Origin of the sequence: Micromonospora foliorum (assembly GCF_022229015.1) — a bacterium.
GTDB lineage: Bacteria > Actinomycetota > Actinomycetes > Mycobacteriales > Micromonosporaceae > Micromonospora > Micromonospora foliorum.
On the sequence record NZ_JAKKFF010000189.1, the window covers coordinates 33,025 to 46,816 of the forward strand.

The following is a 13,792-nucleotide window of genomic DNA, read 5'->3' on the forward strand; positions in this document are numbered from 1 at the left end:
CGCAAGCCGGTGCAGTGTTCCGGCGTGGGCAAGCCGTCGGCCGCGTATCGAACGGCGTGCTCGATCAGGCGCCGGATGGCTACCATGTCGGCGTCGGCGTCACGGGCCTCGGTGATCCCGTCGGTGTAGAGCAGCGTCCGTTACGCCGTCGCCAGGACGGCACGGGCGTGTTCTACGAGTCGTTCGCCACGACCGCCGAGTTGCAAATCAAGGTCACAGCGAAGCTGAGGGAGCTGGAGAGCGCCGGGAATCCGCTGGCCTTCATGCCGCTGCCGCGCCCGATAACGGTGACGTGGCGTTCGGACTTCGAGGCTCGGCGTGGCAACACGCCGAGCCTTCCGCCGGCCGTCGAGGTTCATGTTCTTCCGGCCACCGGGACGAACCGGCCGGCCCGGGTGATGGCCGAGCTGGAACAGCTCCTGCCGGCGCGACTGCACGCCAGCGGTCAGGTCGACACTGCCGACCCACTGACCTCCACTCGCCAGGGCGGTGCCGTGGTCGTCATCGTTCTGGGTCGGAGCAGCCGATGGAACGAAGTCCGCGCTCCGCAACTGTTCGGCATACGCACGGCCGCCGACGGGCAGACCTCGGCGTGGGCGTCACTCCCGGGCGACGGGGTGGGCGCCATTCTCGACCCGGACGCCCTGGCTGATCAGATCGCCGGACTGCTGCGTCTCGTCGAGGTTCTGGAGGTTTTCGAGGGCGACCAGGTGGCCATCGGCGTCGGCGTCAGTACCGAGGGATTGATGTCGGTCGGCCGGGTCAGCGGGCTGCCCCGTCATCAGGCCACCAGCCTGACGCTGCCGAACCATCCGATCCAGGTGCCACCTGACGAGCTCGTCACCCTAGCGGCGCTCGGGCAGGGAGCTGCCGAGGTGGGCCGCACCCTGAGGCGGACTCGTATCGACGCGGTCTCGGCCCGCCGGTAGCCACGGCAGCACGTGTAGGTGATGCCGTTTGCTCGAACGGTGGCGGCCGGGCCCGGCGACGGTTGAGTCCGCGGCGATCGTGGCTGCTCGTCCGACGAGCATCCCCTCCGTCCCGCCGTGCAACAGTGCGTGCCTAGACCCGTTGCGCGGCGTAAGGCGACTTCTGACCGAGGCGGTCGATCTACGATCCGATCGATCGGGCACCCAACGCCGGCTGGCTGACGTCGAGCAACGCCGCGGTAGATCCGTGGCTGCTCGGTGGCTGCTCGGGCGACGGGGGACGGGCGTGGGTTTACCGGGACGGAGCAGGATTTCATCAGCTATCGCGAGCCCTCGCGCTAATCGATGGGTTGCGATGGTAGTCGCACGCAGCGCCCGGACCAGCAAGGACGTGGCTGGGCGGGGTTGGACTAGGGAGGTTGCGGATCGACTCGATTTGGCATAGAGTGCTATCTGGAGAAGGCTAATATCTACTTCGGACTACGGATCAGAAGGTTAGGGGTTCGAGTCCCTTCGGGCGCACAAGATTAAGAGGGCGTGACCTGCGGAAACGCGAGTCACGCTCTCTGCTTTTCCTGTCCCTTTTGAACGTGTGGCTGCTCGTCCGACGAGCATCCCCTCCGTCCCGGCCTGTCCGTGTGGCTCCGACTGTGTCCGATCTGGTTCGAGCGGCGCCGAAAATGGGGGATCACCGATTCCGTCGACGTGGGCTGATTAATCGGCTGTAGAGCGGCTGGCCCGTCGTGCGCCGTGGCTGCCCTTCCCGAAACTTCAGCACGTGTGCCTGGCGTGATGCCTCAGTTGGCCATCCAGGTTCACGGCGCAGCCGTGCGACACAACGGCCGCAGGTCGGTCGTGATTGCCCGATCGGTCGCCGGTCATGCCGGCAGGGCACGCTCGTCTCGACTGCCACGGGCTGCGGCCTCGGCTGGACGAGGGCGGTCGGGCATGGCGTGGATGTGCTCGGGTACGCGGCGGGTTGACACGCGAGAGGAAGGACGACCGATGCGACTCACTGACGAGCAGGTGCGTTCGTTGTATGGCCAGGACGTCCAGGACCAGGCGGGTGCCAAGATCGGTAAGGTCGGCCAGGTGTGGGCCGACGCCGAGGGGTATCCGACGTGGGTCAGCGTGAAGACCGGCGTCATGGGTCATCACGAGTCGATGGCTCCGCTGGTTGACGCGCGGATGCGCGACGGGCGATTGATGGTCGCCCACGACAAGGCGATGGTTAAGAGCGCTCCGACTGTGCAGCCGGACACGGACCAGCCGTTGAACGCGGAACAAACCGCGCAGTTGTTCGCGCACTACCGGATCCAGCAGCAGCCGCCGCGACAGGCTCCGCAGAGCGCTGGCGAGGTGATCCGCTCGGAGGAGCGGCTGCGCGTCGGTACGCAGAGCCAGCCGGCGGGCAAGGCGGTGCTGCGCAAGTACGTGGTGACCGAGGACGTGCACACCTCGGTGCCGGTTGAGCACGACGAGGCCTATGTGCAGCGCGAGCCGATTACCGCGGCGAACGCGGGTAACACTCGGGCCGACATCGGAGAGAGCGAGCAGGAGATGACCCTGCGCGCCGAGCGGCCCGTGGTGGGCAAGGAGCAGGTGCCCGTCGAGCGTGTCCGTCTGGCCAAGGACGAGGTGGTCCAGGACCAGCCGGTCGACGAGCAGGTCCGTCACGAAGAGGTTGAGGCGAACATCCCGGAGCCCAGTCGGCGACGGCGGTAACTGGCTTAGCGCGGCAACGCACTCGCGTTGCCGTGCGAGAGCTCGGTGGGGGCGGGCGGGTCGTGCGGACCCGCCCGCCCTCGCCTCCAGGTTCGGCTGGATTCAGGCTGTGACTGCGTCGGGCCCGCCCAGTGGAGCGTTTCGGCACTCCGTCGAACCGTCTTAGCGGGACCGACGGTGTCGGTAGGCGACGACCGCGAGGGTGGCCGCGGTGGCAGACGGCTACCGCCGCTGCGCTCGCGGTTCCAGTCCTGGGCGCAAGGGCTGGCACACCTGCGCGCGATCGGGAGCGGTGCGACCCGCCAGGGCAGCGAATGAGACTGGTTCCGGGAGGGTGCAGGGCAAGGGGTTACATCGGCTGCGATGTGAGCGAGCGGTCTTCGACACCAAAGCGGTAGTCCTCCAGCATGGTCCCGCAACACGTCGACGACGAGTGGGACGTCTACTGGCATAACCACAGCATCGACGAGAACAACAACATCATCGAAACCTGAGCTGCTCATCCGGGAAGTCGTCCCCCGGACCCCGGCCGGCGCGCCCTCCCGCCGTCCCGCGTGGGGCGGGGTCGGCGAGGCGGCGCACCGGCCGGCCTGTCGTGTTATGCGCGGACGGTCACCGGTGCGCTGGTGGCGCGGCCGTCGGCGTGGCCCGCCTTCACCGCGGTCACGATCACGGTGACCGCCTTGTCGCGCATCCCGGCCGTCAGCGTCAACGTGTTCGTCGTGATGCCGGTCCGCAACCCGCCGACCCGCCACTCGTAGCGGTACGAGTCGGCGGTCGGCGTCCAGGTGCCGGTGGTCGCCTGCACGGTCTGGCCGACCCGTGCCGTACCGGTGATGGTCGGCTTCACCGTGGCCTGCGGCGCCGCGCCCGTGGCGACCGGCACGGTGGCCGTCGACGTCGCCTGCGCCGACGAGTAGCCGGGCCTGGTCGCGGTGACCGTCACGGTCAGCCGCTTGCCCAGCCGGGACGCCGGGATCACGTACGTCGAGCCGGTCGCCCCGCTGATCGCGGTGCCGTCGGCCGCCCACTGGTAGGTGTACGCCGTGGCGGCGGGATTCCACTGCCCGGTCGAGGCGCTGACCGTCGCCCCCACGGCCACCGTGCCGGTGATGGTCGGCGCGGTCACCGACTGGATCTGTGCAGCGGTGATCGAGAAGGCGTCGGCGAGCGACACCGCGTCGCTCCAGTCGTCGGGTCGCACCGACACGGACGCCTTGCCGGCAGCGGCCGACGTCAGGTCCACCTCGGCGGTGAGGGTCCGGTGGTCGGCAGAGACGCTCTGCACCGTCGCGGTCAGCGCCGCGCCGCCCGTCGGGGTGACCGTGACTCGGTCCTCCTGGTGGAAGCCGGAGCCGGTGACGGTGATCGTGCGTACGCCGCCGGCCGCGACCGACGCCGGCGACACCGACGTCACGGTCAGCGGGTCGGGTGCCACGTAGAAGGAGTAGTAGGTCTGCATCGACTCGACGCCGTCCGCCGTCAGGCTCTTGACGTAGAGCGTGTGGTTGCCGGAGTCCGGCGGCGTCCAGGTGATCGTCGCGGTGCCGTCCGCCGCCGCCGCGACAGTGCCCTCGGCACCGGCCGTCTGGTACGCGTACTTCACCGCGCCGGGCTGCCGCGGCTTGAAGGTGAAGGTGCCCGGCGCGATCCTGCCGGAGCCCGACGAGGGGAAGTCGGTGGAGACGACCACCGGGGAGTCGGTGACCGACCAGGAGGTGCCGCCCTCGCCCGTGCGCACGCCGGCCGCGTTCCGGGCGACCACTGTGACGTAGGTGTAGCCGCGCTTGGTGAGCGTGTAGCGGAAGGTCACCGTGCCGTCGGCGGCGGCCGGCACCACCTGCCGGGTGGCGGGGTCGCGGTTGAGGAGGATCTCGTAATCCGCGACGTTCTCCATCTCGGTGCGCGCCGTGAAGGTGGCCGTCGACCCCAGCACGTCGCCGCCGCTGCGGGTCACGTACGGGCTCGCGTCCCAAACCGAGATGGGGAGGAACCGGGGCTCCGACAGGGTGCCGTCGGCGCTGCGGCTCTGCACCAGAAGCGCCTGCGTGTCCATGTTGTCGTTGGTGGCGGTCCAGGTCAGGTCCGCGGTGCCGTCCGCGCCGGCCGGCAGGACGGTCTTCTGGTCGGGCTCGGTCCCGTTGTGGTCGCGTCGCCAGTAGAGGTAGGACTCGACGTCGGGCATCCGCGGGGCCAGGTGAAAGCGGAGGGACGACCCGATGATGACGCCCCGGTTGACGTCGCCGGTGACCCTGGGCGCGTTGTCGACGACGAACGTGTAGGCCCGCTCCGGGTGCGTGGCGCCGTCGCTGGTGACGCTGCGCACGTACATGGTCTGCCGACCGGCCCGGGTCGGGGCGATCATCGGGGCGGCCTTGCCGTCGGCGTCGGCCGCGACCGAGCCGGACGGGCCGTCGCCGTCGATGCGCCAGGCGAACGCCTCGGTGCCCGGGACGTTGGAGGTGAACTCGAACGCTCCGGGTACGCCAACGCCGTAGTCCAGGTTGGTGCTCCACTCCGGGTACGCGGCGGAGAAGACGGAGGGCCGCGTCTCCCGTACCCAGAACTCGTAGAAGGTCTGGTCGGACCAGTTCCCGGCACGGTCGACGGCGTACACGCTCACCGAGTGGTGGCTGGCGCCCTTCGGCGTCCAGGTGACGGTCGCCGGGCCACCGAGGCCGGTCGCCGGCACCGTCGAATAGTCGTCGTCACCACCGGTCTCCCCCGAGGAGAACCGGTAGCGGTAGCTCACGGTGTCGTCGGAGGCCGAGGTGAAGCTGAAGTCGCCGGCTGCGCCGACCGCACCGCCGGCGTTGTCCCAGCTCCCGGACGGGTACGTCGTCGAGACGACGGCCGGTGCCGGGCCGCCGGTGCGGTCCAGCGTGAAGTAGCAGGTGTCGCTCCACGGCGACGTGACCGCTCCGTCGAGGACGCGGACCCGCCACGCGTACGTGACGCCGTCGAGCTGGCGGGCGGGGTCCTCGAGCTGGATGTAGACCCGGTTGTTGCGCTGGTCGACCCCGTCGCGCCACTGCTGCGGCTCGTCCGGCCTGGTGACGTCCCACACCTGGAAGTCGGCCTGCGGCTCGGCGCTCTGGGGCGCGTCGGTCAATGAGCCCTGAAGCACCACGGCGCGGGCGTCGTTGAGAAGGTCCGGGCTCAGGTAGGGCCCGGGTGCCTGGGTGGCGCACGCCTGGCCGGCGGTGGTCAGTGCGGTCGGCCCGCCGGCATCGGCGGCAGCCGGGGTGGCGTTCGCGCCGACCACCGTCCCGCAGCCGATGGCAAGGGCCATGGCGGTTGACAACAAGCGCCGAGAAACGTGCGGGTGGGCACGCATGTCGGTCCTCCCCCGTGATGATGACGGGCAGCATGTTGAGCGCCCGTGGAGGAAGGATCGCACGGTCGGCCGACATCGAGGAGACCCGTCTCTCCGAACAGGACAGTCGGGTGGCGCCGGTGGCCGGACGGCCCAGCCGCCGACTGTCGAGGGTCGGCGACCGATGATGCGGAAGCAGGAAGCCAGGATTCCGGTGGACGACATCCGGTCCCGCCGCAGGTCCGATCTTCGTGACCGAACCTGTGCGGGACCGGATGCCCTCACCTGCACCGTTACCTCTTGCCGCCCGGATGTCGGGGCGATGGGACGATCAGCCGAAGCAGTTGGGCACCGGCGGTGAACTGGGTGTGCAGTTCGTGGGCCGGTTGCCGCTGATGACCGTCTTCTGGTCCACGGTGACCTGGCCGCCGTCGTTGAAGATTCCGCCGGGTGCCAGGGTGGAGATGTTGTCGGTGACCTTGCTTTCGGTGAGAGTGAGCGTGCTGTTGTTGTAGATTCCGCCGCCCCGGGAGCTTGAGCCGATGGCCCGGTTCCGGTCGACGTGGGTGCGGCGCAGCACGACGGTGCCGCTGCCGTTGTAGACGCCACCGCCGTGTTCGATGGTGCTGTTCGTGCTGGCGGTGTTCTCGTTGATCCAGCTGTCCTCGGCCACGAACTGGCCGATCTGGTTGTAGACGCCGCCGCCGCGTTGGCCGGCTTCGTTGTGGTGGACCTTGCCGTGCTTGAGGTGGAAGACGCCGTCGGAGAAGATTCCGCCGCCCTCGCTGCCGGCCCGGTTGTCGTTGACCTCGACGTTCCTGGCCTCGGTGGTGGAGTTGATGCCGCCGCTGATGCCACCGCCACGGAACCCTGCGGTGTTGTTGTCCAGGCGGACGTTCTCGAGCACGGCGACCTGGCTGTTCGACAACCCGCCGCCAGTGCCGCCGATGGGCAGGATGGTGACGACCCCGATCGTGTTGTTGTAGCTCAGCCGAGCGTTCTGCACGGTGAGGTTGCCGTTGTTGAAGATGCCGCCGCCACTGAACACGGCGCTGTTGTTGCTGATGTTGCTGCCGCCGTCCTTCTTCTTGTCCTTGTCCTTGCCGTCCCGGTCCTTGCCGTGGTCGCTCTCGCCGACGATCTTCGTTACGCCGAAGTTGGCGATACCGCCGCCCGGGCCGTTGGTGTGGTTGTAGACCACGTCGGTGTTCTCGATGACGGCCCTGCCGCCGACGTCGATCCGGATGCCGCCGCCGCCGGCGCCGACCCCACCCTCGGCCTGGCCGCCCTTGATGGTGGCGTCGCGCAGCGTCAGGTCGCCGCCGGCTCCGACCTCCAGGATCCGGAACGGGGTGGCGTTGGCCGCGCGGACGATGGTGGATCCGTTGCCGTCGATCACGACCTGCTGGGTGATGATCGGCAGGCCGACCGCACCGAAGGGCACCGGCGGCTGGGGTGCGGACCTCGTGAGTGTGTAGGTGCACCTCTCGGCGAGCCGGAGCTTCGCCCCGGAGCCGGCGTTCGCGCGGACGATCGCCGCGATCAGCTCGTCCGCGTTGCAGGGTACGGACCGGAAGTCGTCGCCCCGGTCGTCCCGACGGTCGTTGTCCTTCTTGTGGTCCTTGCCGTCGCGGCCGCCCGGGTCCTGGCCGCCGTGGTCGTCGCCGCTGCCCCGGCTGCCCTCGGCGAGGACCTGGGTTCCGGCGTTCGACGGGTTGTCGCCGTTCTTCCCGGCGGCTCCGCTCACCCCCGCAGGCGTGAAGGCGGCCAGACCGACGACTCCGGTCAACCCGGCCACCCCAGCGACGAGCCAGCGTGTACGCCGCTTCTTGGGCATATTCGGCTGACCTGCCGCCACTTCGCTCATGTTCGGGTGTAGATAGTTGGACATCGAGCTACCTAGCCCTTCTCCGTGCACCATGTCTCCGCACGTCACAGTCGGTGCAGAAGGCGACAAATCGGTTGTCGCCACCAAGGCGAACGTAGTCGAGCGATCCTCACGTCAAACGGCCTTATGCGAAAAACACCTACATTCGGCGTACGCGTCACTGCGGCACCACCGTGCCCATCTGCCCCGCTTGACGTGGGCCAGATCAGCGACAAGAATTTACAGGAATCGCTGTTAGCGTTAACAATCCGTCCCAGTGCTGCGACGGCATCGTCATGCCGATGTGGCAGCGGTCGCGGCGGCTTGACTCCTCGGTCAGCACTACCACTGCAGGGGAGAAATCTATGCGAACGAGGGCAAGATGGCTCGCGGCGTCAGCCGCACTCGGTGTTGTCCTCGCCGGGGTGCTCACCTCGACCGGTCCGGCGAGCGCGGAATCCAACGGCGGAGTGCGGGTGATGCCTCTCGGCGACTCCATCACCGAGGGCACCCAGGTGCCGGGCGGGTACCGGATCGGCCTCTGGCAGCGCCTCGTCAACGGCCGGTACACGGTGGACTTCGTCGGGTCGCAGTTCAACGGCCCGGCCAGCCTGGGTGACCACGACCACCAGGGACATCCCGGCTGGCGCATCGACCAGATCGACGCGAACATCGTCGGCTGGCTGAACACCCAACGGCCGCAGACCGTCCTGCTGCACATCGGTACCAACGACATCCTGCAGAACTACAACGTGAGCACCGCGCCGAACCGGCTCTCCACCCTGATCGACCGGATCACCACCACGGCTCCCACCGCAGAGGTGTTCGTCGCGCAGATCATCCCGCTCTCCAACAGCAACCAGGAGGCTGCCGCACGCACCTTCAACGCGGCAATCCCCGGCATCGTGCAGAGCAAGGTGAACGCCGGCAAGCGGGTACGCCTGGTCGACATGCACAGCGCCCTGACCACAGCCGACCTGATCGACGGCGTCCACCCCACGTCCGGCGGCTACGACAAGATGGCTGCCCGCTGGTACAGCGCGTTGCAGTCGGTGCCCGGCAGCATCGGCGACCCGGGCAGCGGCGCCGGGCAGACCACGGCGATCGTGGGTGCCCTGTCCGGCCGCTGCGTCGACGTCCCCGGCTCTTCCACCACCAACGGCACCCAGGTGCAGTTGTGGGACTGTCACGGCCGCACCAACCAGCAGTGGACCTACACGACCGGCAGGACGCTGACCGTGTACGGCAACAAGTGCCTCGACGCCGCCGGCTACGGCACGTCTCCGGGTACCCAGGTCACCATCTACGACTGCCACGGCGGAACGAACCAGCAGTGGAACGTCAACGCCAATGGCACCATCACCGGCGTGCAGTCCGGTCTCTGTCTGGACCCCTACAACGTGGGTACGGGCAACGGCACGAAGCTCGTCCTCTGGACCTGCACCGGCCAGACCAACCAGCAGTGGAGCCGCCGATAGCTCGTACGGTCGCGGCGGGTGGTTCGGATCGCAGGTGATCCGACCACCGTTCCTGGTCGGCGCATCCGACCGCCCGCCGGCACCTCCGCCAGGTGAATGGTCGTTCAGATCGGGCGCGATTTTGATCGTTCTACGCATGCTGTCCGTGCAGGAGACAAGTGGGCGTAGGTGCGCCTGCCTGAAACCGGAGGAATCGCATGCTCAGCACGTTTCACTCGCGGGCCCGAGCGGTTGCCGTCGTCGGCATGGCCGGTGTTGTGGCGGCGATCGGCGCGGTGACCCAGCACGCGTCCGCTGCCGAGGTAGCCGCGCCGACTGTTGTGGGCGCCGACGCACGACGGGTCGAGATCCCGCGCATCGCCTCCGCAATCAAACCACCGGCGGGATCGCGCCCCGTTGGTGCGTACGTCGTCACTCGCGGAACGCAGACCTACACATGTGCTGGCGGGGTGTTCACCGGCGCATCGGTGCCGGAGGCCCAGTTGATCGGCACCGGCGGCCGGGTCCATCACTTCAAGGGCCCGAGCTGGCAGTCCGAGCGGGACGGCTCAATGATCACGGCGAAGAAGACCGCGGAGAGCCCACGGGCGGGGACCATTCCCGAGCTGCTGCTGACGGTGGACACCCATACCGGCACCGGCATTCTCGGCAACGTCGCGTACATCAGCCGTCTGCTGACGTCGGGGGGCGTCGCCCCGGCCGGCGCCTGCACCGACGGCGCGACGGCGGCCGTGCCGTACGGCGCTGTCTATGTCTTCTGGGCCTCGAAGCGGTAAGGGCCTCGTCCCGGGCGAAGCCGCCCCTGTCCGTTCATACGGACAGGGGCGGCTTCAGTAGCGCCGACCGCGACGAGGCGACAAGCCGCGTTCGTGGCCGACTGGTGGACGGCATCGACGGGATTCGGTGGGCGGGGGATAGGCTGCGGCCGGCGTCGGAGTGACCTAAGGGGAACGGGTGATAGGCGGAACGGTTCGCGCGGTGGTCGCGATCTGCGGGCATCCGGCGTGAGCGACGGGTTGCGTCCCGGTGACCCGGCACGCCTCGGTGGGTACGAGGTGCTCGACCGGCTCGGCGACGGGGGCATGGGCAGTGTCTTCCTGGCCCGCTCGCCGCAGGGACGGCGGGTGGCGGTCAAGGTCGTCCGTCCGGAACTCTCACACGACGAGGAGTTCCGGGGGCGGTTCCGCAGTGAGGTGAACCGAGCCCGCCAGGTTCCACCGTTCTGCACGGCCGAGGTCCTGGACGCCGACCCGGACCATGACCCGCCGTACCTGGTGGTGGAGTACGTCGAGGGCCCCAGCCTGGCCGAGGTGGTCCGTAACCGCGGGCCGCTGGGGGCGGCGCAGCTGCACAGCATCGCGGTCGGGGTGGCCACCGCCCTCACCGCCATCCACGGCGCCGGAGTGATCCACCGCGACCTGAAGCCGGCGAACGTCCTGGTGGCACCGGGTGGGATCAAGGTCATCGACTTCGGTATCGCCCGCGCGTTCGAGGCGACGAGTCAGCACACCCGGACCAACCAGATGGTCGGGACCGTCTCGTACATGGCTCCGGAGCGGTTCGACACGACGTCCGGCCGTCCGGTGGGCCCGGCCGCGGACATCTTCGCCTGGGGTGCCCTGGTCGCCTACGCCGCGACCGGCCGCAACCCGTTCGGGGGCGACTCCGCTACCGCCACCGCGATGCGGATCCTCACCCAACCGCCGGACCTGACCGGGCTCGGCGGGCCGTTGCGGGAGTTGGTCTCCCGGGCGTTGGAGAAGGATCCCGCTGCCCGGCCCACCGCCCGGGAGTTGCTCGACGGGTTGTTGACCGCCGCGCATGCGGGGGCTGCGGGCGGGCCGGCCCCAGTCCTGGGCGCGACGCCGCCGGCGAGTGTGTCGCCCGCTGCCGGTGACGACCAGGGCGCGCGGTCGATGCCGCCGGGTCTGGCCACGGCCGGTCGCGCGGGTTCACGTCGGCGTGGCTGGCTCACCGCACTGGGGGCGACCGCCGCGGTGATCGCGGTGCTGGTGCCCGCCTACCTGTTCGGCCCGCAACTGCTGCGCGGGCTGGCCAAACCCGACCCGGCCGGGTCGACGCCAACCGGTGGTCCGGCAACGAGCGGGCCGGCGGCCACCGCGTCCACGTCGGCATCGGGTAGGCCGACCGCGTCACCGTCGGCCAGCGTGGACCCGACCCGGGCCATGCTCGCCGGTCAGCGGCGATTCCTGCTGCACGCGGTGGAGATCGACCGTGACCTGTCGCTGCCGTCGCACGGTGAGCTCGAGGTCGGCGACGGAACCGGCAAGGATGCGCTCTTCGTGCTCGAACCGGTCGGTGTCGACTACATGATCAAATCCGTGAACCCGGACATCGCCCACCGACCGTGCCTCGGAGTCAAGATCGACTCAGAGGGGTACAAGTCGCTGGTGGGAGCCGAGTGCCATCCGACCAAGGCAACGTTGTTCGCGATCTCCCGTGATGGCAAGGACGACAAGGGGCGCACCTCCTACGCCATCGTCAACGAGGAGTACGGCCCGGTGCAGTGGAGCCCGACCAAGAAGGAGATCTACGTCGAGTTTCTTGGTGACGCCCCGCTCGACACCACGTTCAGCCTGGTCGACCGAGGCGCGGTCTGACTCGGGCGTACCCCGCCGTCTGAAGCGACGGAAGTAGTCCGAGGGACCGTTGGCGGGTTGTCTCGCGTTCCGGTCCGTTCGGCCAACGCCTTGCTGATCAAGGGCCGCATACAGTACGCGGGCGCGGCGGTGCCGGATGGCAGCTGAGGATCAGACGACGGGGGCGGGAATGAGCAAGGCATCGCAGGAGCAGCCTCCGGCGGTCCGGGTCGGTCGTGGGCTGCCCACGCTGGCCGATCGGTTCGACGCTCGTGCCAACAGCATCGGGCTGTTGCGGATGGCTCTGGCGTTCGCGGTGCTCGTCGCACACTGCTGGCCCCTCGCGCTGGGTCGGCCGATGCTCGGCAGCAGCGAGACGATGCGGCAGGCCGATGTCGGCAAGCTCGCGGTGTACGGCTTCTTCGTGCTCTCCGGCTTCCTCATCACCAGCAGCGCCCTGCGCTTCGGTCCGCTGCGGTACCTCTGGCACCGCGCGCTGCGCATCCTGCCCGCTCTGTGGGTGTGCCTGCTGGTGACCGCGCTGGTGATAGCCCCGGCGATCGCCTACTACGAGCGGGGCACCCTCGACGGCTTCTGGGGTCACCCGCAGGGTCCGTTGCAGTACCTGCGGTCGAACTGGCTGTTCGCCATGGACCAGTGGACGATCTCCGGCATCCTGCGGGACGTGCCCTACGGCCGTGGCATCGAGAGTGGCGGCCCGGTCAACGGCTCACTGTGGACGCTGCGGTACGAGGTGCTCTGCTACTTCATGCTCGCTGCGCTGGCGGCGACCGCGGTGCTGGCCCGGGCTCGCGGTGCCGTGGTGTTGCTGCTGCTCGGGGTGTACGGGGTCGTCGTCGAGGACTTCGTCCGGGGCGACGGGCTCGTCGTCCTGCCGGCCAAGCACGGCGTCCTGGGTCCGTACCCGGTGGTGGGGACCTTCGAGAAGCACCTCGTCATCTACCTGACCTTCGCTTTCCTGCTCGGTGCGGTCGCCAAGCTGTACGCGCACCGGGTGCCGATGACCGGCTGGCTGGCGGCGCTCGCCGCCGTCGGGGTCGCGGTGACCGCGCGGGCCGGCGGCTTCTATGTCCTCGGGGTGCCGCTGCTGGCGTTCCTGCTGCTGTACCTGGCGGTCGGGCTGCCTCGGTGGCTGCACCCGATCGGCCGTAAGCGGGACTACTCGTACGGGGTCTACATCTACGCGTTCCCGGTTCAGCAGGTCGTCGCCCTGCTCATCGGCGTGCGGTACGGCTTCGTCACGTACCTGGCGGTGTCGTCCGCCGGCACCCTGGCCCTCGCGGCACTCTCCTGGCACCTGGTCGAGCGCCCCGCCATGTCGCTGAAGGACGTGGTTGTGCCGCTGGCCCTGCGGCGCGGCGGTGATTCCCCGACCGGCACCGCCCCCGACGCCGAGGGCACGAGGAGGGCTCCCGTGTCGCCCACCGACGCGCCCGCGCTGCCGGTCGTCGCCGCGCCGACGCTCCAGCCGGTCGAGGTTCAGGGCTGACTCGTCGGCACCGCCAGCAATGGGCAAACGTCGATGTTAACGCGCTCGCGGTGCCTCCTCAAGGGCTCGGCTGGGGTCCGCGCCGGGATCTGGGGCGATGCCTGCGGGAAGACGCTGGTAGGTGTTCGGGACCAAGATCTGTGGCCTGTCACCGGCTGATGTTCCCAGCACATTACGTCTTGACGAACGGCATGTTATCGCTCACAGTCGATGCCTAGGGACGACGACACCTTGGCTTTCCGGGCAAGCCCTGCCTCGTCGATCTCGAATCAGGCGTGCGCCACGGCATGCCGGCGTCGTGTTAACGCTAACGTTCTGACGCCTGCGCCTCGGCCACGCGTCGCGGTACGCCCACCTCGGGCAGGCC

Annotated in this window: 9 protein-coding genes; 7 read left to right on the forward strand and 2 right to left on the reverse strand. The window is 69.1% G+C overall.

The features are described from left to right. Positions 1-14: 14 nt before the first annotated feature. The 3 genes from PSH25_RS15240 (at position 15) to PSH25_RS34345 (ending at position 3,148) form a co-directional block, all read left to right on the forward strand. Positions 15-929: a hypothetical protein gene (locus PSH25_RS15240; RefSeq protein ID WP_238659715.1), complete on the forward strand. Its 915-nt coding sequence runs from the start codon at positions 15-17 to the stop codon at positions 927-929. Between the two features lie 1,005 nt (positions 930-1,934). After that, positions 1,935-2,654, forward strand: coding sequence for a PRC and DUF2382 domain-containing protein (locus PSH25_RS15245; RefSeq protein ID WP_238659716.1), 720 nt, complete (start codon positions 1,935-1,937; stop codon positions 2,652-2,654). Between the two features lie 407 nt (positions 2,655-3,061). Beyond that, positions 3,062-3,148 carry a hypothetical protein gene (locus tag PSH25_RS34345; protein WP_502361351.1) on the forward strand — a complete coding sequence of 29 codons (87 nt, stop codon included), beginning with the start codon at positions 3,062-3,064 and terminating at the stop codon, positions 3,146-3,148. Between the two features lie 104 nt (positions 3,149-3,252). Here PSH25_RS34345 and PSH25_RS15250 read toward each other — a convergent pair whose 3' ends face one another. Next, positions 3,253-5,946, reverse strand: coding sequence for an IPT/TIG domain-containing protein (locus tag PSH25_RS15250; RefSeq protein WP_238659717.1), 2,694 nt, complete (start codon positions 5,944-5,946; stop codon positions 3,253-3,255). 355 nt (positions 5,947-6,301) lie between these two features. After that, positions 6,302-7,861: a hypothetical protein gene (locus PSH25_RS15255; protein ID WP_238659718.1), complete on the reverse strand. Its 1,560-nt coding sequence runs from the start codon at positions 7,859-7,861 to the stop codon at positions 6,302-6,304. 341 nt (positions 7,862-8,202) lie between these two features. Between PSH25_RS15255 and PSH25_RS15260 the strand changes: the two genes are divergently transcribed. The 4 genes from PSH25_RS15260 (at position 8,203) to PSH25_RS15275 (ending at position 13,425) form a co-directional block, all read left to right on the forward strand. Next, positions 8,203-9,315: a ricin-type beta-trefoil lectin domain protein gene (locus PSH25_RS15260; RefSeq protein ID WP_238659719.1), complete on the forward strand. Its 1,113-nt coding sequence runs from the start codon at positions 8,203-8,205 to the stop codon at positions 9,313-9,315. Positions 9,316-9,572: 257 nt separating this feature from the next. After that, positions 9,573-10,091 carry a DUF3455 domain-containing protein gene (locus PSH25_RS15265; RefSeq protein ID WP_238659720.1) on the forward strand — a complete coding sequence of 173 codons (519 nt, stop codon included), beginning with the start codon at positions 9,573-9,575 and terminating at the stop codon, positions 10,089-10,091. Between the two features lie 228 nt (positions 10,092-10,319). After that, on the forward strand, positions 10,320-11,936 hold the full coding sequence (locus PSH25_RS15270) for a serine/threonine protein kinase (protein WP_238659721.1): 1,617 nt from the start codon (positions 10,320-10,322) through the stop codon (positions 11,934-11,936). A 169-nt stretch (positions 11,937-12,105) separates the two neighbouring features. Beyond that, the gene (locus tag PSH25_RS15275; protein WP_238659722.1) at positions 12,106-13,425 is read left to right on the forward strand and encodes an acyltransferase family protein; all 1,320 of its coding nucleotides are present in this window, start codon (positions 12,106-12,108) and stop codon (positions 13,423-13,425) included. The last annotated feature ends 367 nt before the right edge of the window (positions 13,426-13,792 follow it).

Excerpts from the sequence above, each read along its gene's own strand:
- PSH25_RS15245 (WP_238659716.1), top strand. The coding sequence starts at position 1,935 with ATGCGACTCACTGACGAGCAGGTGCGTTCGTTGTATGGCCAGGACGTC.
- PSH25_RS34345 (WP_502361351.1), top strand. The coding sequence starts at position 3,062 with ATGGTCCCGCAACACGTCGACGACGAGTGGGACGTCTACTGGCATAAC.
- PSH25_RS15250 (WP_238659717.1), bottom strand. The coding sequence starts at position 5,946 with ATGGCCCTTGCCATCGGCTGCGGGACGGTGGTCGGCGCGAACGCCACC.
- PSH25_RS15255 (WP_238659718.1), bottom strand. The coding sequence starts at position 7,861 with ATGTCCAACTATCTACACCCGAACATGAGCGAAGTGGCGGCAGGTCAG.
- PSH25_RS15260 (WP_238659719.1), top strand. The coding sequence starts at position 8,203 with ATGCGAACGAGGGCAAGATGGCTCGCGGCGTCAGCCGCACTCGGTGTT.
- PSH25_RS15275 (WP_238659722.1), top strand. The coding sequence starts at position 12,106 with ATGAGCAAGGCATCGCAGGAGCAGCCTCCGGCGGTCCGGGTCGGTCGT.